The sequence below is a fragment of the Faecousia intestinalis genome, assembly GCF_040096185.1.
Classification (GTDB): domain Bacteria; phylum Bacillota; class Clostridia; order Oscillospirales; family Oscillospiraceae; genus JAZOXB01.
This window is the reverse complement of the sequence record NZ_JBBMFF010000241.1, coordinates 1-22,280: the sequence shown is the minus strand read 5'-3', so window position 1 is coordinate 22,280 and position 22,280 is coordinate 1. Positions and strand designations below refer to the sequence as shown.

Annotated in this window: 17 protein-coding genes; 5 read left to right on the top strand and 12 right to left on the bottom strand. The window is 61.8% G+C overall.

The window, feature by feature from the left end:
* Window positions 1–8: 8 nt before the first annotated feature.
* From WMO66_RS10245 to WMO66_RS10210, 8 genes are all read right to left on the bottom strand, one after another.
* The gene (locus tag WMO66_RS10245; RefSeq protein ID WP_349136349.1) at window positions 9–230 is read right to left on the bottom strand and encodes a FeoA family protein; all 222 of its coding nucleotides are present in this window, start codon (window positions 228–230) and stop codon (window positions 9–11) included.
* Between the two features lie 73 nt (window positions 231–303).
* Window positions 304–516, bottom strand: a complete 213-nt coding sequence (locus tag WMO66_RS10240) for a FeoA family protein (RefSeq protein WP_349136347.1) — start codon at window positions 514–516, stop codon at window positions 304–306.
* A 295-nt stretch (window positions 517–811) separates the two neighbouring features.
* Entirely contained in the window at window positions 812–2,041 is a 1,230-nt protein-coding gene (locus WMO66_RS10235) for a hypothetical protein (RefSeq protein WP_349136345.1), read from the bottom strand.
* A gap of 125 nt (window positions 2,042–2,166) precedes the next feature.
* Window positions 2,167–3,336 (bottom strand): AraC family transcriptional regulator, encoded by a 1,170-nt coding sequence (locus WMO66_RS10230; protein WP_349136344.1) that lies wholly within the window; start codon window positions 3,334–3,336, stop codon window positions 2,167–2,169.
* A gap of 30 nt (window positions 3,337–3,366) precedes the next feature.
* Entirely contained in the window at window positions 3,367–4,278 is a 912-nt protein-coding gene (locus WMO66_RS10225; protein ID WP_349136343.1) for a nucleotidyltransferase family protein, read from the bottom strand.
* 255 nt (window positions 4,279–4,533) lie between these two features.
* Window positions 4,534–8,397, bottom strand: a complete 3,864-nt coding sequence (locus WMO66_RS10220) for an S-layer homology domain-containing protein (RefSeq protein ID WP_349136341.1) — start codon at window positions 8,395–8,397, stop codon at window positions 4,534–4,536.
* Window positions 8,398–8,470: 73 nt separating this feature from the next.
* Window positions 8,471–9,439, bottom strand: a complete 969-nt coding sequence (locus WMO66_RS10215) for an S-layer homology domain-containing protein (RefSeq protein WP_349136339.1) — start codon at window positions 9,437–9,439, stop codon at window positions 8,471–8,473.
* Between the two features lie 19 nt (window positions 9,440–9,458).
* Window positions 9,459–14,912: a S8 family serine peptidase gene (locus WMO66_RS10210; protein ID WP_349136337.1), complete on the bottom strand. Its 5,454-nt coding sequence runs from the start codon at window positions 14,910–14,912 to the stop codon at window positions 9,459–9,461.
* Window positions 14,913–15,353: 441 nt separating this feature from the next.
* On the opposite strand from WMO66_RS10210, the gene WMO66_RS10205 reads away from it, so the two are divergent.
* Window positions 15,354–16,970, top strand: coding sequence for a putative manganese-dependent inorganic diphosphatase (locus tag WMO66_RS10205; RefSeq protein ID WP_349136335.1), 1,617 nt, complete (start codon window positions 15,354–15,356; stop codon window positions 16,968–16,970).
* A gap of 110 nt (window positions 16,971–17,080) precedes the next feature.
* Here the strand turns inward: WMO66_RS10205 and WMO66_RS10200 are convergent, their stop codons facing one another.
* The 4 genes from WMO66_RS10200 to WMO66_RS10185 all read right to left on the bottom strand — a co-directional run bounded on the left by WMO66_RS10200 (window position 17,081) and on the right by WMO66_RS10185 (window position 18,898).
* Complete coding sequence (locus tag WMO66_RS10200) at window positions 17,081–17,653, bottom strand: NUDIX hydrolase (RefSeq protein ID WP_349136334.1); 573 nt, start codon at window positions 17,651–17,653, stop codon at window positions 17,081–17,083.
* Between the two features lie 62 nt (window positions 17,654–17,715).
* Window positions 17,716–18,504, bottom strand: a complete 789-nt coding sequence (locus WMO66_RS10195; RefSeq protein WP_349136332.1) for an N-acetylmuramoyl-L-alanine amidase family protein — start codon at window positions 18,502–18,504, stop codon at window positions 17,716–17,718.
* A complete protein-coding gene (locus WMO66_RS10190; RefSeq protein WP_349136330.1) occupies window positions 18,501–18,680 on the bottom strand; it encodes a hypothetical protein in 180 nt (59 codons plus the stop codon). Before WMO66_RS10190 ends, WMO66_RS10195 begins: the two co-directional genes overlap by 4 nt.
* Window positions 18,677–18,898, bottom strand: coding sequence for a hypothetical protein (locus WMO66_RS10185; RefSeq protein WP_349136328.1), 222 nt, complete (start codon window positions 18,896–18,898; stop codon window positions 18,677–18,679). Before WMO66_RS10185 ends, WMO66_RS10190 begins: the two co-directional genes overlap by 4 nt.
* Before the next feature lie 175 nt (window positions 18,899–19,073).
* On the opposite strand from WMO66_RS10185, the gene WMO66_RS10180 reads away from it, so the two are divergent.
* From WMO66_RS10180 to WMO66_RS10165, 4 genes are all read left to right on the top strand, one after another.
* Window positions 19,074–19,643: a TetR/AcrR family transcriptional regulator gene (locus tag WMO66_RS10180; protein WP_349136326.1), complete on the top strand. Its 570-nt coding sequence runs from the start codon at window positions 19,074–19,076 to the stop codon at window positions 19,641–19,643.
* 132 nt (window positions 19,644–19,775) lie between these two features.
* Window positions 19,776–20,492, top strand: a complete 717-nt coding sequence (locus WMO66_RS10175) for a flavodoxin family protein (protein WP_349136325.1) — start codon at window positions 19,776–19,778, stop codon at window positions 20,490–20,492.
* The gene (locus WMO66_RS10170; RefSeq protein ID WP_349136323.1) at window positions 20,489–21,097 is read left to right on the top strand and encodes a DUF308 domain-containing protein; all 609 of its coding nucleotides are present in this window, start codon (window positions 20,489–20,491) and stop codon (window positions 21,095–21,097) included. Before WMO66_RS10175 ends, WMO66_RS10170 begins: the two co-directional genes overlap by 4 nt.
* The gene (locus WMO66_RS10165; protein ID WP_349136322.1) at window positions 21,078–22,064 is read left to right on the top strand and encodes a phosphate acyltransferase; all 987 of its coding nucleotides are present in this window, start codon (window positions 21,078–21,080) and stop codon (window positions 22,062–22,064) included. Before WMO66_RS10170 ends, WMO66_RS10165 begins: the two co-directional genes overlap by 20 nt.
* Window positions 22,065–22,280 lie beyond the last annotated feature (216 nt).

Here is a 22,280-nt window from a genome sequence, read left to right as displayed (position 1 = left end):
AAACGGGGTTACTGCACCTCGATCATTTCCGCGTCGTTCTTGCGGATGGACAGCTCATAGCCACGGACATTGACCTCGACCGGGTCGCCCAGCGGCGCGACCTTGCGGACGTAAACCTGCACGCCCTTCGTGATGCCCATGTCCATGATGCGGCGCTTGACGGCGCCCTCGCCATGCAGCTTCACGACGGTAACGGTTTCGCCGACCTTGACCTGCCTGAGTGTTTTCATCGAAATCTCCTCCTTTTCTGTAATGCATTGCATATGATTGAAGTGAGAGAGCCGCAGCGAATGGCTCCCGGGATCAAACCATGATCTTCTGTGCCATTTCGCGGCTGATCGCAACGCGCGCTTCCTTGACGTTCACGATCAGGTTTCCGCCGATCGTGTTGATCACGCTGACATTGCCACCTACCACAAAGCCAAGGTTTTCCAGATGCTGCCGCACCTCCGGCTTTCCGCCGATTCTCTGGATGATGGCGTCCTCACCGGGCGACATCAGGGTCAACGGCATCATACGTTCGCCTTCTTTCTCCGGTATTGTGATTAGCGTTTGCTAACCGAAGTCGTTTGAAATTGGTTAGGTTTCCCTAACCGAGAATCATTATAACGGGAGGGCGGCCTTTTGTCAAGCCCGTAATTTCATTTACCCACTGATTTTGTGTGTTTTGTATACATGCCCAAAAGTTTGTCCCGTCTAACCTTTGATTTGTAGATTTTTCCCAGTTCACGGGCAGCGAACTCGCGAGGCTTTATGCTGGCAAAAGGATGCCGGATCATGCATCAAATTTTTAAATATAGTAGTGGACCAATTAAATTCTGTCATAAACCCGGCGGGCCGTCACGGCCGGATTTCCGGCCAGATATTCGCGCTCAAGAAGGTCGAGATAGGCGCCCGGCGTCTTGAGCCCGAGCATGACCGTGCGGCCGATATCCGTTTTCTCCAGCAGCTCGTTCGTCAGGGAGACGCAGTTGATCGTCGGGATGAAGTACGTTGCATACGGCCCGCGCTGCACGCGCCAGAACCGCACGCCGCCGAGCCTGCGGAGCCGCCCGGCAAAGCAGTCCTCCGGCAGAGCTTCCGGCTGCCAGGGTGACAGCGTCTGCCGGAAACGCTCCAGCTCCGCGCGCAGCTGCGCGGCCTGTGCAGGCGGCAGGCGGAGGCTGTAGCTGATGACGCGGCGGTGATGCGTGCCGATGCACCACCGGAGATACGGCTCGCGTGGGGCGGAAAAGACGATCCCGGCGCCCACCGTACGGAGCAGGCGCTGATGGGCCGGATCATAGGCGCCGTAGGTCAGCGTCCGGCCGTCAAAGCAGAGCTCGCAGTGGCCGACCAGGCCGATGCCGTGCGCGGACGTCTGAAACAGGAGCTCAAACTCCTCCGTCCCCTGCTGCGGGACCGGGCCCAGCGGAGCGCGCGGCAGCACGTCCGCCGTCCGCTGCGGCAAAAACAAGCTCATCAGATCCGGCAGTGCCACGCGGATCGAGCCGAGCACCCGCCGGACGCGGCGGCTGCGGATCGTCAGCGCAAGGACATCGCAGACAAGCCCCGTGCCGAACACCGTCAGCAGCAGCGCGGCCGTATAGCGAAGCGCAGCGTCCCGCAGCGCCGGAACGAACACGATGAGCACAAACAGGCCCGTGCCGCCCGCAGCGGCTGCCATCGCCGGAAAAAAAGCGCCCCAGCGGCGCATTCTGCCATAGAGGATCGCATTAACTGCCTCGACCGTGACCAGCAGCGTCAGATACACCGCAACGACCACGGCAAACAGCCGCACCGACAGCTGCGGCAGGAGCAGCAGGCCCGCGCCCAGCAGCAGCTCGACAGCCGCCAGCAGCACGGACATCCGGCCGGGGCGGTTGCCGCGCCGGCGCGCGAGCAGCAGGTACATAAGGCCGCGCAGCGGCAGGAGCAGACCCGACAGCAGCAGCACGACATGCGCCGCTCCGGCGCGTCCGGCCATCAGCGCGGGGCCGAGGCCGAGCATGCCGATGCCGGACAGCATGGGAAGCAGCAGCAGATACAGCAGAGTCATCATGGGGGTCCTTCCTCCCGGCAGGCGCTGCGCGCGTCAGCTTGTCAAAAAAGGCCTTTCGGGCTTCTTCGCCAAGCTGCTTTCAGAATTGCAAAATCAGTTTTTGACAGTCTGACGCGCTGCGCACGTTACTCCGACTGGATCGACTTTGCGTATTCCGAGGGAGACATGCCGAATTTATCCTTGAATTGGCGGGAAAAATGGTGGATCGTGGAATAATTGAGCTGCGCGGCGATCTGGGAGAAATTCATCGTTCCCTCCCGGATGAGGCGCTTGCTCTCCTCCAGCTTGACCCGGCGGATATACTCGCCGGGCGAAATATTCATCTGCCGGTGGAACAGCGCCGTCAGATGCGACGCGCTCACACCGACCTCGCGCGAGACGATCTCCACAGAGAGCTTGTCGCACACATGATCGGCCACATACTGCAGCGTGCGGCTGACGATCTCGTTTTCGTGGTTCAGGGCCACCGGCGTTTTCAGGCGCTTTTTTTCGCTGCCCGTGTCGCGCAGAACGGACAGGAGCAGCAGCTTGAGATAGCTGCGGATAAAATCGCCGCTGTAGGCGTCCATATTTTCGGACTCGCGGACGATCTGGCGCAGCTGGGCCGCCTCGGCGGACGACAGGTCGAACACCCGGTCCGGCAGCCGCGCGGCAAACTCGCTCTCCAGATCAAAGCTGACCGTGAGGAAGCGGGCCGTCATGTCCAGATCCGTATACTGCATATGCCATTGCTGCGGGCCGAACACCATGAGCTGGCCCTGATGCAGCTCGACGCCGTTGCCGTCCACAACGCAGTGCAGCGCGCCGCGGTCGACGTACGTCAGCTCGAACATGGAGTGCTGCTCGCCCTTGAACAGGAAGCCGCTCTCCACCTCGCGGTAAAACAGCGTATAGATCTCGCCGACGCGCAGGCGGTCGCCGAGCTTGAGATTCTCGGCCGCCGTCACAGGCTCGAGCACCTCAAGCTGCGCGCCCGCAGGCTGTGCCAGCCGGACGGAGCACTCCGTCTGATACGGCAGGATGGCAAACTCCCGTCCCGCAGGCAGGCAGACCGGCTTATCGAGATAAAAATACGCCGTCTCCCCTTCCCTGCGCACGGCAAGCACCGTCATGCCCAGCTCGAAATCCAGATAGACCGGTCCGGCACTCTGGCGGTAAAAGCACAGGCCCTCCGCCGAGAAATACTGTACGGACTCCTGCCACTGCGCTCCGGACGGAAAGCCGCGGTTCGGCAGGCTGTCGCGCAGCACGCGGCCGTAGCCGGAAAAGGTCAGCTTGTTCAGATTTTCAACCAAGGCGGGCCCCTCCTCCCGTTCCGCCGGCTGTTATTCGAACAGCACGGGCGGATAGATACCGGCCGCATGCATGGCGGCCACGGACTCCTGCACGGAGGCAAGGTCCTCGCGATAGGTCACGCCGTGCCAGCTCTCGTCCGTGTGGAGAACGCGCACCGTAGCGCGGTTGGCGGCAAGCTGGTTGTTGGCGACCGTCGGCAGATAGAACTCCGCCTTCAACGGGTTAACGGACACGGACTCCTGCAGGAAGCGTGGGAACTCTGCCGCCAGCTCGTCAAGGATGCGCGGCGTGAAGCCCCAGAAGTTCATGGAGACGGTCGTATCGCCGGACAGCGGGGTGAAATGCTCGCCGTCCTCCGTAAAGGCCGCGTCGTCGCCGCGCTTTTCGATGTGCGTGCGCTCCGTGATTCCGGTAAGGTAGCCGTCGCGCAGCTCGCAGACGCCGCGGGCCACGGAGCCGTGCTCCGTCATGGCGTTGTGCAGGCGGTAGCCGACCATGGCATAGGCATTATCGGCATGCTGCCCGGTCAGGAAGCCGCCGATGGCCGTGAACGCGCCGCGACCGTAAAAATCGTCGGAGTTGATGACGGCGAACGGCCCGTCGATCACGCCGCGCGCGCACAGCACGGCGTGGCCCGTGCCCCAGGGCTTCGTGCGGCCCTCCGGCACGGTAAAGCCCTGCGGCAGGCAGGACGTCAGCTCCTGAAAGACATAGGAAACGTCAAAATACGGCTCAACGCCGCGGCCGACCTTCTCGCGGAAGTCGTGCTCGATCTCGTGCTTGATGATAAAAACGACCTTGTCGAACCCGGCAAGGCGCGCGTCATACAGAGAATACTGGATGATGCTGTTGCCCTGCGGATCAATGGGCGTCATCTGCTTCAGGCCGCCGAACCGGCTGCCCATGCCCGCCGCCATCACGACCAGCGTCGGCTTTTTCATGGAAATACTTCCCTTCTACTGCGTTATTTCGGTTTTCTGCGCGGCATATGCCGCGGGGCAGGCCGCAGAGCAGCCCGCTCAGTGCGCACTATTATAACAGCTCTTTTCCAAAAGCTCAATGGTTTTTGCAAAAAACGGCGCATATTTCGGCAAATATTTTGCACGTTGGCTTGCATGCGCGGAAGGATCTGGTAAATCTGCACGCAAAAGCGCCCCGGCCGAAGCCGGGGCGCGCGGGGATGTAATGGAGAGTAATCACTCTGCCTTGGCAATGCAGATGGCGTTGTTCTCGGTATCGAGGTAGAACGTCGCCTTCGGATTGGCCGATTTGACCATGGCCAGATCAGCCTCGCTGAGCTTGTATTCGTCCGTGCCGACGACGAGCGGCATGCCCTTAGCCGGGACGCGATTATCCGCGATATACACGGAGATCGTATGTGTCAGGGCGCTGTCGACGACGATGCGGCTCATGAAGACCTTGGCACTGTATGGTGTCAGGTACACGTTCAGGTCCGCAGAGAGCTTGTGCACATAGACGTTGGAGCCGAGCTTCTGGGAAACGTCGCGCAGATAGATGCCCTCATAGTTCTTGCCGGCTACGGTCGTGTTGTTGGCAAACGTGCCGCCGTAGAAGTGCAGCGCACCCGGAGACTTCAGGCGGGCGATGGAGCCGGAGCCGTAGGACGTGCTGCTCAGCAGGCAGGCATTGTCCGTGAACGTGCCGCCGTAGACGTTGATCGCAGAGGCGTTGCCCGCATTCGACTGATCCATCAGGAAGATCGCACCGCAGCCCTTGACGGAGTTGTTCGTAAACGTCGCATTCTCGATGTTGATCGTGTGCGTACCGCCGCCGTTCACATGGACCAGCCTGGCCTGATTGTTCGTGAACGTGCCGTTCTTCAGGTTCAGAACACTGCTGCCGCTCTGACCGTACATGGCGAAAACGGAAGCGCCGCCGGTCTCGCTGTTGCTGGAGCTGTAGGTCTGGCAGTTCGTGACCGTCACGTCCTCAACGTTGACCGTGTTCGTCTTGCCTGCACGGCTGAACGACCACACGAAGACCTGAGACGAACCACGCATGTTGCGCACGACCGTACCGGCCTTAACGTTCAGCGTGCCGCCTTCATCCACGCGGACAAAGGCGCTCGTTGAGCGCGTCTGCGGGGTATACATGCACAGGCCGTCGAGCGTGATATTCTCGAGCGTCAGTTCACCCTCGACCCAGACGGCCGAGCCGGTGCTGCCGTTGAGATAGCGCGAAAGCATGGCGTTCGGAATGCCCTCGAGGGACCAGACCTCACTCGTGCCCGCTTCCAGCGTGCCGCCGTTCATAATGTAGATGATGTTGTCGCCCTTCTCCTTGGCGTTGGCCTTCAGGATCTCCTTGGCGCGCGCGAAGGTGGCGACCGGCGTCTGCGGCGTCAGGCCGTCGTTGGCATCATTGCCGGGGTTCGTGGACATCGTGCTGTCGTTCATGTAGACCTCGGCGCCGATAACCTGCGCGGAAACAACGCAGTAACGGTTGTTCGCCGCGTCGATCTCCGCCTTGTAATACGGGTCGAGAGAGTTGACCAGCTGATAGGCCTTCGTATCCTCGGCTGTGAGCTTATAGGTGCCGTAGCCGATGGCCAGAACGATATCCGTGCCCATGTAGTCGAGGGTCACGCGGACGCCGCCGCCCGTCACATTGCTCAGGGGCTTGGCGATGGCGACTGGGAGCGCTCCTCTCTCGGTGTTCAGATACAGGCCGGAGAACGTCAGGGCATCCTTTTCGGCGCCAAAGACGACCTGAGACTTTTCAAGCATGGCGACCTGATCGTCGGGGTAGCCTGCACCCGGCGTGTTGTTCTCGATCGTACCGCCGTTGAGGTACCACGTCGAGCTGCCGGAGTTACCGTAGGCAACAAGAGCCGCATAGGTGCCGGAGACGTTGTTGCGGATGATACCGCCGTTGAGATAGCCGACCGCATGCTGGGCAAGACTGACGGCACAGCCCTTCAGGGATTCGTTATTCTCGATGATGCCGCCGTTGATAGTCAGGATGCCGGGAGCGTTGGCTTCGCCGCTGCTCACGCCAACGGCGGAGCCGCGGTGCGGGAGGGTCGTGCCGGTGTTCGTTGCCTTGTTGCCGGAGATGAGGCCGCCGTTGATCGTAATATGCGCACCGGCGGAACCGGCGATCGCAGACATATAGCCGCCGTAGTTATTGATGATCTTGGCGCCCTCGTTCATCTCTACCGTGCCGCAGTTAAAGCCGCTGCCGGTGACATAGATCGCGCCGCCGACCATACGGGACGATGCCGCGGAGTTCTGCACCGTCGCGCCGCTGTTCAGGACAAGGCGGCCGCCGGCCTCGATATCGAGGATGTACCAGACCATATTCTGCGTCAGCAGCTCCGGCCACATGGTCGCACCGCCGTCGAGCGTGATGTTCTCGAGCGTCAGCGTTGCGGAAGCGTCCTCGGCCTCCGGCTCGATGACGATCATGCGCTTCGTGAAGGAGCCTGCACGCATGACCTTGCCGCCCTCAAGGTCGGCCATGGTCCACGTCGTGTCCTTCGTAATGGTCACGGTGCCGCAGATCAGGATGACGGGGTTCTTGCTCTCTGCGAGCAGCGACTTCGCGCGCTCGAAGGTCTTGACGGCGCTCTCCTCGGTCGTGCCGTCGTTCGCATCATCGCCGTCCGTGCCGTCGAGGTAGATATAGTCGGAGCGATCGTCCTCACGCCACTTGGCGTACAGGCTCATATCGCCGCGGCAGCGGTCGATGAAGTCGAACATCTGCGTCAGCTCGGGATCCTTGAACCAGCCGGTGAACAGGTAGCCTTCCTTGCTCGGAGAAGTCGGACGGTCGATGACGGAGCCGTAGCTGTATTCCTGCGTGTAGAGCACGTTTTCGCCGTCATAGTATGTCACAACGTACATGCGAACCTTCCAGGTCGCATAGAGTGTCACGTCCTCACGAACGGGCTGGGAGAAGTCAAACGGTGTGCCGTCCTCCGTCGTCCAGCTGACGAACGTATAGCCGCTGCGCTCCGCCGTGGCGGGCTCAACGGTCTGGCCCCAGGGCACCTGCACCTTTTCGGGTGTGACCGTGGCGACCTGCTTGGAGACGAACGTCACGGTGACGATCATGCCGGTCGTCGTAAACGTGACGGTCACATCCTCGGTGATGTCGCGGAGGATGAACTCGGAGCGCACGCGCTGCAGCGTGCCGGAGGAGGCGGCGACCTGATCGAGATCAAAGCCCTCGCTGTGATCACCGTAGAGGTTGAAGTTCAGCCAGGTCACGCCCGGCTCGAGCGTCACGGACGTGACCTTTTCGCCGTTGACCTTGGCATAGCCGCCCTCGCCCTTGAACGTAACGGTGAAGCCGGTCTCCGGCTCCGTCGGCTCAGTGGGATCGGTCGGCTCCGCAGTCGGTTCCTGCGTCGGCTCCTCGGAGGGCTCCGTCGGCTCGGCAGAGGGCTCCGTCGGCTCGGGCTGCTCCGAATAGTCCAGCAGCACGCAGAAGACCTTTGCGGCCTGCGCGCGGGTGGCGGTCTCCTGCGGGCGGAGCGTTCCGTCCTCAAAGCCGCCGAACAGGCCTGCGCCGGCAGCCCAGATCATGCCCTCAACGGCCCAATCCGAAAGCGCGGAGGCATCGGAGAAGACGTCGAGCTTGCCGTCCTGCGGGCACTTGTTCCCGAGGAAGCGCATGGCGCGATACAGCAGGGCTGCCATCTGCTCGCGGGTCACGGGATCGTTCGGAGCGAACGTCACAGCGCTCGTGCCGTTGACGATGCCGTTAGCCGCAGCCCAGGCAACGGCGCCGGTGTAATACTGCCCGGCGGGGACATCCGTGAACGCCGTTTCAGCATTGTTGTCCGTTTCTGCCTTGGCATAGCGCGCCAGGATCGTTACGAACATGGCGCGGGTGATCGTCTCTTCCGGAGCGAACGTCGTGTCAGAGGTGCCGACCATGAGGCCCTGCTCCGCGACGCGCGCAATATAATCGCTGGCCCAATGCCCGGACGGCACATCCTGATAGACCTCCGCCGCGGCAGCGCCGGCAGGCAGAACGCCAAGCAGCATGACCAGAACCAGAAGCAGGGACAGGGCGCGTTTGCGAATACTCATAGATTCTGTCCTTTCTGTTGTGAGTTACAACACGGGATCCGGAGCGGGGGCCGCAGCCCCCGCATGGGGATCATCAAACCTTGGCAGCCAGCCAGACAAGAAGCGTTGCGGCCTCGGCGCGCGTCAGTGTGCCGTTCGGCTGCAGCGTATTGTCGGGGTAACCCTTCATCAGGCCGGAGCCGACAGCCCAGCGCATCGCGGTGATCGCGTAGGCATTGATCTTCGCGCTGTCGGTGAAGCGGCCGAGCTCGGCACGCTCATCCGTCCGGATGCCTGCGATCTTCACGGCGTAGCGATAGAGCATTGTCACGGCCTGCTGGCGCGTCACGCGGGTGTCCGGCTCGAACTTGCCGCCGCCCATGCCGTTGGCAACGCCCTTCTGCATGGCCCAGATGACAGCCTTCTCATAGTAGCTGCCTGCAGGAACGTCGGAATACGGGTTCTCGCCCGTCACGGCCGGAGAGCCGGACATGCGGTACAGCGTCGTGATGAGCATGGCGCGGGTCATGCTGTCGTTCGGGGCAAAGAGATCGGAGGACTCGCCGACCATGAGGCCGCGGCCGTATGCGTCATAGACCGCGTTGAAGAACCAGTCGTCAGCGGAAACGTCGCGGAACACGCCGGGGATCTCGACCGAGACGGAGACCGTCTCCTTTGTCTCCGGGAGGGAAAGCTGCAGCGCATAGACGCCGGGCTTTCCCGTGAGCTTCAGCTCAAGCGCAGCGGTATCCTTCTTCAGGTCCGCATAGCAGGCCCAGGCAAAGCGCAGGGACGTTTTCGTGCTCGACAGGTCGGCAATGCCTTCGCTGCCCAGCAGGGAGCGGGCGCTTGCCAGCGTCAGGCCGGCAGGCATCGTTGCAGTCACGCGGCCGTGGGACGAGCCGCTGCCCGCCTTGACCGTGAGGACGACCGTCGCAGAGCCCTGCGCGTTCGCCGTTACGGCTGCAGTCGCGGTGGGAGAGCCTGCAGCTGCCAGCGCTGCCGGGCAGAGCCCGAGCAGCAGGAAGCAGACGAGCAGGCAGGAAATGATTCGTTTCATCATGACTTGCCTCATCCTTTCTTCAGCGTGCCGTCACGGGAAGCGCCTCGATCTGCGCCTCCTGCAGTGCAGGCAGGGAGTCGGTGCTTTCCATGGCGGAGGAGGTGGATGCGGAGGTGACGATCGTCACGCGGTCCGTTCTCAGGCCGACAACGGGCCAGACGTCCGCGTTGAAGCTGCCGAGGTCGGCAGCCGCGCCGGTCTTGAGGTCGAGAACGGCCAGCTCGGACTGCGAGCCGTTCAGGATCGTGGCATAGAGGTAAGCACCGTCGGTCGCGATGGAGCAGAAGAAGGCTCTGCTCGCCGTGATGCCGAGGTCGGCAACGAGCTGCGGCAGCGTGCAGTGCAGGTTGTCGCCGTCGCCGTAGAAGCCCATGGCCCAGACCTTGCCGTCTGCGTCAAGCACCAGGCAGTTGTCAGTCACGCCATTCGTCGTGTCGTTGATGGTGTTGAGATAGGTAATGCCGACGAGGTTCGCGGAGAAGAGTGTGGAGAGATTCCAGCCCGCAGTGTAAGCACCGGTTGCGGTGTCGACCGTGACGATGCTTTTGCCACAGGTTGCAAGCATCGTGCCGCCATTGAGCTTCTCGGCGAACGTCATATCGGTATAGGCAACTTCGGAATCGCCGATCTTCGTCAGGCTGTAATCCTTTCCGACCTGATAGAGAGTCGAGTAAAGATTGCCGTCCTTTTCTTCATAGGAGGCGGCGTAAGTAATGCCGGCGGTATCGGTCGCCGCGGCCATGATCTGCTGGCGGCTGGCCTGCTCGGTCAGCTTCTTGTAATTCGGGATCGTCTTCGTGTTGAACGTGCTGAACCAGGACTGACTGTCCGCATCCCAGATGACGGCGCTGAGGTCATGGTCGACCTCCTTGACCGTCACAGTGCAGGTATCCGTGACACTCGGGTCCAGGACGGAGGCTGCCTTGATGGTGCAGGTACCTGCGCCGACGGCCTTGACGACGCCGTTTTCCACCTTGGCGACGGTCTCATCGGAGCTTGTCCAGGTGCAGTCACGGTTCACGACCGTCCACGGCTTCGCGGAAACCTCCAGCGTGGCGCTGCTGTCCTTGATGAGGTCGAGGCTCTCCTGGCTCAGTGAGATCTCCTGAACTTTTTCGGACGGGCCGAACATGGAGCCGCTCTTGCGCGGGATGAACAGGCCGCACAGCTCTGCCTGATAGAGCTCATCGAGCACGGTGGCTTCGCCGGTCGTCAGGTCATAGGAAATGAAGGTGGTGTAGTACGTCTTCGCGCCGTAGTTGGCGTGATAGAGCTTGCCGGTGTTATGGTCGTAGGTCATGGACTGCAGGAATGCGACCTTCATGCCCGTCGTCTTCGGGAACGGCGTGACCGTGAAGCCCTCGTCCGTCAGGACGAACTTATACAGGCGGGAGTTATAGTCGCTGTAGGTCGCGGCATAGAACGTGCCGTCTGTCGCGCAGGCCAGCGTCATGAAGCTCAGGCCGGCGGACATCGGGATGGTGCCGACCATCTCCAGTGTGCCCATAAGCGGGTCGATGGAGTACAGGCGGTTCTGCGTGCACAGGACGTACAGCTTGCCGTCCGCGTAGTTGTAGGCCATATCGAGCGCATTGCTCGGCAGGCTGAGCGTTTCGATGTATGTCTGGTTCTCCAGATCGTTCAGCGGAGCGACGCAGAAGCGGGCGCTGCTGTCGATCGTAAAGACATGATCCTCGACGCAGTCGGCAGCATAGATCGCACCCTGCGCCACGGTCTTGGCAGTGTCCATCGAACCGGCCTTGAAGGCGATCCAGGAGGAATCGTAGGCGTTGTTGGCATAGAAGCTGTCCGCATCGATCTCCTCTTCCTCGCTGCCGTTGAGCTTGATCTTATAGCCTGCCATGTTGCCGGCATAGTCGACGGCAATGACGCAGACCTCGGAGCCGGTGACGCCGGAGGTATCGACCGTGACCGTGGATTCCACGCCGAGCTCGGTCTGGTTCACGGCCTGACGGGCAAGGACCTGCGTCTGGCGGGCATTCGTCACGAGGATGGCCGCCACATAGCGGTTATCCTTCGCGGTGACCCGCAGGCTGGATTCGCCGGTCACGAAATCGCGGGTGTAGCTCGCGCCGGTCAGCTCCGGAGCGGTGTTATCGACCGTGAGCTCCGTCGTCCAGGAAGCGCCCGCGCCGAGCGTGCCCTTCACAGTCTTCGTGGCGCGGTCCCAGTTGTATTCCGGAATGGCGTTCACGGTGACCTTGATCTTCGTGCCCTCGGGCAGCGGACCGCCGTTCTTGTCCGTCACATTCCAGCTCAGCGGGATGGCGATCATGTTGTTGCCCCAGGCCGCTGCGCTCGTGTTGTAGTAAGCGCCGAACTGCACGCCCTGATCAACGCTTGCATAGACCTCGCCGGTCTCTGCATTGGAGATGACGGCATTCAGATCACCGCCCGCGTTGCGGATCAGGCTGGCGTATGCGCCATAGAGCTGCACGCCGGACGTGGAGCTGATGGCCGTGCGGTCGGCGAGGAATTCCGCAGCCTGACCGTAGGGGTTTGCCGTAAGGTAGTAGGCCGAGGAGGAGCCGGAGCCGCGCAGGACGAGCGCGTTGGCGTACTGCGTCGTGGTGTAGCCGACGGCATCCGGATCGACGCTGTCGCGCAGGGTGATGTACTTATCGAACATGGAGGCATCCGTCCAGCTGCCGTAGTAGGCCAGGATCGGCAGAGACAGCTCGGCCTCGGCTTCCGTCGGATCGGAGGCGTAGACATAGCCCTCGACATAGCAGCCGTTTGGATAGTATTCTGCGAAGTAAGCACGGTCGGCCTCGCTGAGCTTCACTGTCGCCTTGACGGAGACGGAGCCGCTGGCGGGGACCGTCACGGCAGCCGCGTAGACGTTCGGACTCTCCGGCTCATTGTGCAGACCGGCCAGATAGAGTTGGGCGTCCGCCGTAGTGAGAGCGCCGTCGCCGTCGAAGTCGTACTTGGCGGTATCGGCCTCGGGCAGCGCGTCATGCGTGCCGTTTGCGACCTGCAGGAGCACGAGGGCATCGTTCTCGTCGATGGCGCCGTCGCCGTTCAGGTCATAGAGGTAGCTCGTGCCGCCCTCGACGTCGAAGGTGACCTTCGGGGTCAGGACACGGGCCGTATCGGACATATAGTTCTCACCCTCGATCTCCTCGACCGCCATGGTGTTGATGCCGGCATGGAGCACATAGGCAAGGGCCTTATCCGAGAGATTGTTAATGGTGAAGTCAAAGGTATACTCGCCCGTGCGGTCGGGATCGTCGCCGAGGTTGACCTTGACCTTGCCGTCGGTCACATCCTTGCTGTCCGTCAGCAGATAGGCCGGGGTCGTCACGGCATGATAGACGTTTGCAAAGCCGGAGCCCTGCTTTCTGGGCGAATACTCCACGCCGTTATCCTGCTTCAGCGGGCTGGACGTGGACATGAGCAGTGCCTGCGACAGGGCGCGAACCGTCATGCCCTCCTGCTCGGCAAGGCCGGTCTCGCGCAGATACTGCGCAACGACTGCCGCCATGCCGGTCACGCTCGGCGCGGACATGGACGTACCGGACATGGAGCCGTAGGTGCCATCCGTCAGGGTGGACCAGATGTTGCCGCCCGGAGCGGTGATCTCGGGCTTCAGGTCGAGGTTGCCGGGAACGCCCCAGGAGGAGAAGTCGCTCGGTACAAAGCCGCCGGGGACGTCTGTCACGGTGCGGACCTGATTGGCAACGACCATCTTTCCGCCGTACAGGCCGGTCGTCTCGTCCTTCTCGGAGGCGGCGAGAATGCTCTCGGCGCTGATCATCGGGATGAGGACGGCAGGGTTCTTGTACTCATAGCCCGTCAGGTTCATGTTGAGATTGTTGGCGCTGTCATTATTATAAATGACGGTGGCGGCCGCACCGGCCTTCACGGCATTGTTCGCCTTGACATAGAATGAAACACCGCCGCCGCGGGAGATCAGGACGATCTTGCCGGTGAGGTCGAGGCCCTCAAAGCTCTCGTCCGCGCCGAAGATGTCCTCGCCCGTCGTCGGGTCGCCAAGGAAGACGTAGTCATACGTCGTGCCGGACTTGTCCGCCGAGGTATCGAGCGTCGTGAACGCATAGGCGCCGTAGTTCTCGGAGGTATCATTGTAGGACGTGCCGACGCCGTTGAACACCGGCATCACGCCCGTCAGACCGGAGTTGTCAGTCGAGGCAATGGTGAACGCATTGCCGAACGAGCCGGGAGAGCCGACCGTGTCGATCACGGTGTCCTGCGTGAGCTGCATCTTCGTGCCGGTATTGTTGTACTGCGCATAGCTGAACTTGTTGCCGGCGGAGATGGTCACGACGGTGTCCGTGTCCTGGAGGCTGGCAAACAGCTCGTCGTTATCGCTGAACGTATGGCCGGAGACGGACGAGCCGAGCGACAGGTTGACCGTGTCGCAGTCGAGCAGCAGGGCGTCCTCGAGGGCCGCCATATAGTCCGAATCATACGCGCCGCCGCCCTTGCCGAAGACCTTCATCGGCAGGACCTGCGCATCCGGCGCCACGCCGGCCACGCCGTTTTTCTGGCGGGCCGCGTGCAGATCGCCGTCGGCGTCCTTCGTCCAGACATAGGTATTCGCAGTGGCGATACCGGCAACGTGCGTACCGTGGTCGCCCTGCGCGTCGTTGTCATGGGTGACGTCCAGATCCTCATCGATATAGTTGAACGCATAGGGGATCTTGGCCGTGCGGTAGAGCTCGTCGGCCGTCAGGCCGCTCATGCGCTCCGATGCATGCAGACGGGGCAGGACCTTCGTGATGTTCTCTTCCGTCATCAGATCATAATCGGAGACCTGCTTGCCGAAACGGGCCGCGGAGCGCTCGAGGCCATAAAGGAACGCGCTCTCATCAAAGCTCGGGTGGTCGATATCCAGGCCGGTATCGATGATGGCGACCCGGCTGCCTGCGCCGGTATAGCCGTCGGCCCAGGCGTTATAGGAGCCGATCATCGTGCCTGCCGTAGCCGTGTTGGGCTCGTCGACATCCGGCTCGTACTGATTTTCCACATAGACGCTCTCAACGCCGTCCATGGCGCGGATCGCCTCCACCTCGCCGTAGGGCACACTCGTGGCAACGCCGTTCACGCCGATGGTGAACTGGTAGCGCACGGGAAGCGTCACGCCGAGCTCCGCCGAAATGGCCTTGATCTGCGTGCGCTGCTTCTTCTGCAGGCGGTCACTGTAGGCCAGTGCCGCAGCGTTGCTGCCGAGGCCGCGGGTCGAATAGCCGTGCTCGGTCAGGGAATCGCTGCGGAAGCGGATGATCACACGCACCGTTTCCTCCGGCGCGGGCTCGTCCGCTGCGTCCGTTTCCACATTCTCATTTTCAGGAGAGATGGAAACAGGCGTCTGCTGCAGCTCCAGCTCCTTCGTCTGGTCTGCTGCAAACACTGCGGGAACGCAGCCGAGCAGCAGGCAGAGCGTCAGGAGGACAGCCAATAGCTGCCGAAGCTTCTGTTTTCTCATCGAATCAACCTTCCTTTCTTTTGTTATGACAATACGCCCGGCTTGCCGAAAAGGTCCCGCAGGCCCTTTTCGATAAACCGGACGTTAGGCCATACTTTATTGTAGCAGTGCCGCAAAGTGCAGTCAAGATAAAAATGCGCTAAAATTTGAATATATTTCCTTATGCTTTTTGCTCGTCGTGCATACTTGCAGGAATTCTTTCACGGTTTCCCGCATGATTATCCTTTCATATGCCGTAATATCAGCATAACCTGCATGATTTCATGCAATACTGCCATGTGTACTGCTTACCTACATTTTGCAAACGTTTTCATCATATTCAGACCATCGAAACGGGAAAAAGCCGCATTCCGACATTGACAGAACGCCGAAATCGGGGTAGGATAATACTATAATAGAAAATGAACGGCGGCGCAGCTGCGCTGCCGAAGGAGGCTGCCCATGGATCCCATTTACGTCACCGGCCATCGGAATCCGGATACCGACTCCATCGTCTCCGCCATGGCCTACGCCGCGCTGCGCAATGCACTCGGCGACCGGGAGTACCGCGCCGCCCGTCTCGGCCACGTCAGCGACGAGACGCAGCTCGTGCTCGACCGCTTCGGCTTCCCTGCCCCGGTCTGGATCAAGACCATGCGCACGCAGGTGCGCGACCTCGACTATGACACGCCGCCCGCGCTTTCCTCCGGTGTGACCATCAGCCGCGCGTGGGCTGCTCTATCGACGGACACGTCCATCGCCGCCCTGCCCATCACAAATGAGGACGGCACACTGTTCGGCATGCTCTCCTCCGGCGACATCGCCGCCAGCGACATGCAGTCCATCGAGCATCCGCACATCGACGCCGTTCCGCTGTTCAATGTGCTCAGCGTGCTCGAGGGCCGTATTCTGAACGAAGCGGGCGATCTTGTGGATTCCATCAGCGGCGACGTGTGCATCGCCCTGCCGCAGAGCTGTGACAATCTGCTGTTCTCCGGCAGCGGCAGCATCATCGTCTGCGGCCACCAGCCGGACATGGTGCGTCGCGCCATCGAGCAGCACGCCCGCTGCGTCATCGTCTGTCAGGCCGAGCTGGACGAGCAGCTCCGCAACGCGCCGACGGACACCGTCATCATCTCCACGCCGTTCGATGCCTACCGCGCCGTCCGCCTGCTGTATCAGTCACTGCCCATCAGCCGCATCTGCCGCACGAAGGACCTCGAGTGCTTCCATCTCGACGACTTTGTCGACGACGTCCGCGAGGGTATGCTGAAAAGCCGCTACCGCTGCTATCCCATTCTGGATGAAAACGACCGCGTCGTCGGCACGCTCTCCCGTTACCATCTGATCCGCCCGAAGCGCAAGCGTGTCGTGCTCGTCGATCACAACGAGGCGGCCCAGTCCGTACCCGGCCTCGATCAGGCGGAAATTCTGGAGATCATCGATCATCACCGCCTTGCGGACATCCAGACGGGCAATCCCATCTATTTCCGCAACGAGCCGGTCGGCAGCACCACGACCATCATCGCCACGATGTATCAGGAAAAGGGCCTCATGCCCTCGGAAAAGCTCGCAGGCATGATGGCAGCCGCCATCGTCTCGGATACCGTCATGTTCAAGTCCCCCACCTGCACCCAGCGCGACCGCAGTATGGCCGAGCGCATGGCGCGCATCGCCAACGTCTCGCTCGAGGAGCTGGGCCAGCAGATCTTCTCCGCCTCGTGGTCGGATGACAAGACGCCGGAGGAGCTGCTGTTCACGGACTTCAAGGATTTCCACATCGCGGGCCACGATCTCGGCGTCGGCCAGATCACCTGCGTGAATTCCGCGCACATCCTCGAGCGCAAGCAGGAATTTCTGGAAATCATGGGCCAGACCATGCAGGAGCGGCACTACAGCCTGATGCTGCTCATGCTGACGGACGTGCTGCTTGAAGGCACGCAGCTCATCTACCTTGGCGACGAGGAGACGATCCAGCAGGCCTTCTCCAGCGAGGCCAAGAACAACGTCGTGTTTTTGCCGGGCGTCATGTCCCGTAAAAAGCAGATCATTCCCACGCTCTCCGCAATGTGGGGCTAAACCGCACCCGACTCGAACGGGGCTCGCCGTGCCGCTCGGCAGGCTGTAAGGCACAGAAGCATAAAAAATCGGCAGGGGCCTTTTCGCCTCTGCCGCATTGTTTTCCGTATTTATTTGGGCCAGCCCGCGCAGAGCTTGGCATTGAGCTTGGAATAGATGCGCTCGCGGAACCACGGCTCCGACGAGGCCGCCACGGCCTCATCCAGGCCGAACCAGCCCACGCGGCTGTTCTCATCCGGCTTGCAGCGGATGGGCAGCGCCGGGTCCGCCTCCAGCAGATATGTCACGTTCAGGTGCAGGTGAGACGGCACATAGTGCCCGCGCTTTTCGTGCCCGTCCACAGTCAGGATCTCCACGGAGAACAGCTCCGGGCTGACGGCGCGCACAGCGGAAAGCCCGCTCTCCTCCTGCGTCTCCCGCAGAGCGACAGCCAGAAGATCATGGTCGCCGTCGGCATGGCCGCCGAGCCAGGACCAGGAGTCATAGAGATTGTGATAGGCCATGAGCACACGGTCGCGCTCCGGGCTGACGATCCAGCCGGAGGCCGTCAGGTGGGCCGAGCGGTTCTCCCGCGTCCACAGGTCCTCCCCCTGCCCGAGCCGTCGCAGCAGCTCCGCGCAGTCCGCCTCCTCCTGCTCGTTCCACGGGCGATAGGCCCGCAGCTGTTCCTCGATCCGTTCCATGCAGTTTCCTCCGCTTTCTTTCTGCTTTCTGTTTCTGATTTTACAGCGGCTTTGGCCCGCTGTCAACTCCCGAACGCACCTGCGCGGTCCAGCAGAACGAGAAGCCGGACGCTGTCCTCCGTCAGGTCCAGCACCCGCTCCTCTCCCGTTCCGCTGCGGCCGCGCAGGATGTCCGCCGCGATCAGCTTGTCCAGCACGGTGCGGTAATCGCCCTGCGGCACGTCGGAGAGCAGATGATAGCACACCGTCTCCGCCCGCTGCGGCTCGTCTGCGGTCTTTTTCAGGCCGTAGTGCTCAGCGATGGCGGCCGCCTCCGCAGCTGCCAGCCGCTTGAGATTTTCGTCGTCCAGCAGCCAGGTCGTCATGCGCGTGTTCGTGTGGAAGCTGTGCTCCAGGATCATCCCCGTCACGCCGAAGGCTGCCGTGAAGCGGATGACCCCGTAATAATCGGCGTTGTGCGCGCTGTTCCAGCGGACGCGCGTCTGCGCGGGCTGCAGCGTTCCCATCGTCTTATGGATGCACTCCGCCAGCTCGGCAGCCAGCCCGATCCCCTTCCCGCTGACCGGATAAAAGACGACGGGATAGTCCACGCTTTCGCAGACCCCGTTTCCCGCTGCGTTGCTGTGCAGGCTGAGGAACAGATCGCAGTCCTTCGCCGCCAGCGCGCGGGTATAGAGCGGCGGGTCGTCCTGCCGCGCGGCGCGCGTGCAGACCACGGTCACGCCGTAGGCCTCCAGCTCCTGCTGCAGCAGGCGCTGCAGCGTAAACATCCGGTCGCCCTCAAAGTAGCCGCACCGTGCGGGGCTTTGATTCTGGCCGGTCCCATGGCCGGCATCGAGACAAATTTTCATGCTGCATTGCTCCTTTCATGCTGTGTTCCGAAATAAAAGCTGATGACGACCGTAAACACGGTCAGAAATTCCTGCGCCGAGACACACCGCTGCAGCGCAAGCGCGGCAAAGACCCCCGTCAGCGTCACCGTGACGAGCGACTTGACCGTCAGCAAAGCGGATAACCGATCCTTCATGTCTTCCCCCCTTCCAGGCAGTCCATTCTGTGCGAGATCGCCGTGACCCGATCCTCCAGGACCGGGATGCGCTCTCCGAAGCCGTTGTGACGGTCCACTTTTTTCTCGAGCTGCTCGATCCGATAATTTGTCAGCCGGGCCGAGGTCAGGATCCCGCCGAGGGTGCCTGTCAGCGTTCCGGCCAGCGACAGCAGCGCGATGAGAACGTCTTGTTCCATGTTGCTGTATACCTCCTTTCACCCATACCGCGCAGCCGGTGAATTCTTAACGGAAAATGTTGTTTTTTCCTGCCGAAGTTGAAAAATTTTAATTCATGTGCTACACTGAATGCTGTCGAATGCAGAAACTTGCCGTCGCAGCCCGAAGCCGCGCGGCACGGAAAGGAGAGTCCGGATGAAACAGCAGATCACAAAACGCGCCATCACCGAGTCGTTCCGGGCGCTTCTGGCCGTCAAGCCGCTGGATAAGATCACCGTCCGCGATATCGTCGAGGACTGCGGGCTGACGCGCAATACCTTTTATTATCATTACGAAGACATCTACGATCTGCTGAGCGACGTGCTAGAGTCCGAGATCGAGCGGGCGCTGTCCGTCCCCGCAGGCGGGGCCTCATGGGAGACCATGCTGCTCGATATGCTCAGCTTTCTCACCGATTCGCCGCAGATCGGCCGTCATATTTTCCAGTCGAAATGTCAGGACGCCATGCGCGTCTACCTCAGCAAGGTCATCTCCGAGCTGTCGGACCGCTATATCGAGCAAAACGTCCGCGATCTGGACTACAGCCAGCAGGACCGCAAGCTCATCTGCGACATCTGCTGCCACGCCCTCTACGGCCTGCTGGAGGAATGGCTGACGGGCCGCTCCGACGTTGCGCTCGAGGCAGAGCTTCGCCGCGTCGCCCAGCTGTTCGAGGGCACGGTGCGCCATGCGCTGGAATTCAGCGCCGCTCATCCGCGCACCTGAATGCCATACAAATATCCCGGAGTGTATGGATTTTGCACATCGCTCCGGGAATGAATGATGACTAGCAGAGGCTGACCCGCTATGCTATAGGGGTGGTTTTTTGAGTCTCGCAGAACACAGGAGGAGATCAACATGCAGGCTCTGCTGCTCAATGGCAGCCCGCGCGGCGCTGCCAGCAATACGCTGCGACTTTCCCGCGCCTTTCTGCAGGGTACAGGCTGGCCGTTTGAGACGTTTTCCCTGACAGAAAACCGCATTGAGCCCTGCCGGGGCTGCATGGCCTGCTGGCGCAGCGGCGCCCCCTGCACGATCGCGGACGATTTCTCTGCTTTTGTCGGACAGTTCCGCCGGGCAGACGTGCTGATTGCGAGCTTCCCCCTGTATTATTTTGGTCTTCCCGCTCAGCTCAAAGCCCTGCTGGATCGGACGATCAGCCTGATGGAGCCATACCACGGCCAGACGCCGGAGGGCGGGCACTGTTCGTTCCAGACGCTGCGGGACCCGGCGCTGCGGCGCAAGAAGCTCGTCGTCATCTCCTCATGCGGCTATACGGAGGCCGCGCCCATGTATGAAGCGCTGCTGGCCCAGCTTGACCGGCTGTGCAGCGGCCGGAATTATACGCCCCTGTTTTTCCCGCAGGGCGAGCTGCTCCCGGTGGAAAAGCTGGACGGGCCGCGGGCCCGCCGTCTGCAGGCCTTCGAGGCGGCAGGCCGGGAATATGCCGAAACGGGAACGCTCTCGGAGCAGACGCTTGCCGGGGTGCAGCGGCCGATGGTCGATCCCCGTGTCTATGAAATTCTCGCCCGCGCGCAGTGGCGCGGCGGTGCGGAAAGGAACAAACAGCCATGAAGCAAAACGACAATCTGGTCAAGCTGGCCAAAATCACCAATACGGCCGCCTCGTTTCTGATCTTTCTGGCGGGCCTGATGCTGATCTTCCTGCCCAGCACGGAGGTCACATCCCTGCAGCGGACAGTGCTTGCCGTTTTATTTCTGCTGACCGGCGCCGCCAAAATGATCGGCTACTACTCCAATGATCTCTACCGCCTCGCCTTTCAGTTTGACTTTGCCATCGGCATCCTGTGCGCCCTGCTGGCAGGGCTTCTGGCCTTCCTGCCGCAGCGCGTTCTGCCGACACTTCCGGTGCTGCTGAGCGTCTATGTTATTCTGGATGCCCTGCTGAAGCTGCAGATCGCGATGGATGCCCGCCGCTTCGGCATGGAGAGCTGGATCGCCATTCTCTGCTCCTCCCTGCTGCTCGGCTTCGGCGGCCTGTTCGCCCTTTCGGCGCTGTATTCCAGCTTCCTCACGCCGTCCGTCGCCATCGGCATCGCGCTGGGGCTCGACGGGCTACAGAATGCCTGGATCACCATGCACACAGTGCGCGTCCGCGCCCGCAAAAAAAATCTTTCCGAAAAGTTTGGACTGGAGGATCATGAAGAAGATTCTGATTGACGTATTTGGCAGCGACCATCCCGAGCAGCTGCTCGAGGGCTGCGCCCGCTGCACGCTGGAGGTCCCGGACGTCATGCTCGTCCTGCCCGACGAGGAGGCTATGCTCCGTGCGGAGCTGGAAAAATATCCCTGCAATTGGGATGCGCTGGAATTCATGCCCGCATCCGAGATCATCACAAATCACGACGATCCCATCGACGCCGTCATGCACAAGCGCGACTCCACGCTCGTCAAGGGCATGCAGCGCCTGAAGCGCGACCCGGAGCTTGCCGGCATGCTCACTGCCGGAAGCACCGGCGCAGCACTCGCGGGAGGCGTGGCCTATGCCGGGCGCATCCGCGGCGTGCGCACGCCCGCGCTTGCCACATTCCTGCCGTCCGTCCCCGGCCGCAGGCTGTGCCTTGCCGACTGCGGCGCAAACGTGGACTGCAAGCCCGAGCGCATGGAGCAATTTGCCCTGATGGCCACGGCACTCATGCAGAGCTGCGGCGTGGAGGAGCCGCGCGTCGGTCTTCTGTCCGTCGGCGTGGAGGAGAGCAAGGGCAGCCACTTTATCCGCGAGGTCTATGACCTGCTCGAGCGCCTGCCGATCCGCTTCACCGGCATGATGGAGGCGCGCGACGCCCTGTCCGGCGAGTACGACGTCATCGTAGCCGAAGGCTTCTCCGGCAATGTGCTGCTGAAGACCGTTGAGGGCACGGGCCTGTTCACGGCCGCCCGGCTGCGCGCCAGCACCGATCCCGCCGTCCGCGCCGCGGGCGACACCATTGCCGCCGAGCTGGACTTTGCCTCAAACGGCGCGTCCATGCTGCTCGGCCTGCCAAAGCCCTTCCTGAAGGCGCACGGCAGCGCAAACGCCGCCACGATCCCAAACGCCGTCCGCCAGCTCCTGCAGCTGAGCGAGCTGGACTTTCCCGAGCGCCTGCAGGCCCTGCTCGCCCGCACGGCCGAGCTGCAGAAGGCCTGAAAATACAGCAAAAGCCCGGGGCTTCCGCCCCGGGCTTTTTGCCCATCGGGGAACCCCTTCGGGCTTTCCCGACGATTGGATCACAGTCCGCTGCGCGCACGGATCGTCCGCCGGGAGCAGGCGATCCGCACACTGGCGGACTGGGCGGTATTTTCTCCGACGTACATGCCGCCGGAGAAAATGATCTCACTTCCTTGGCCGCCTGCGGGCGGCGAA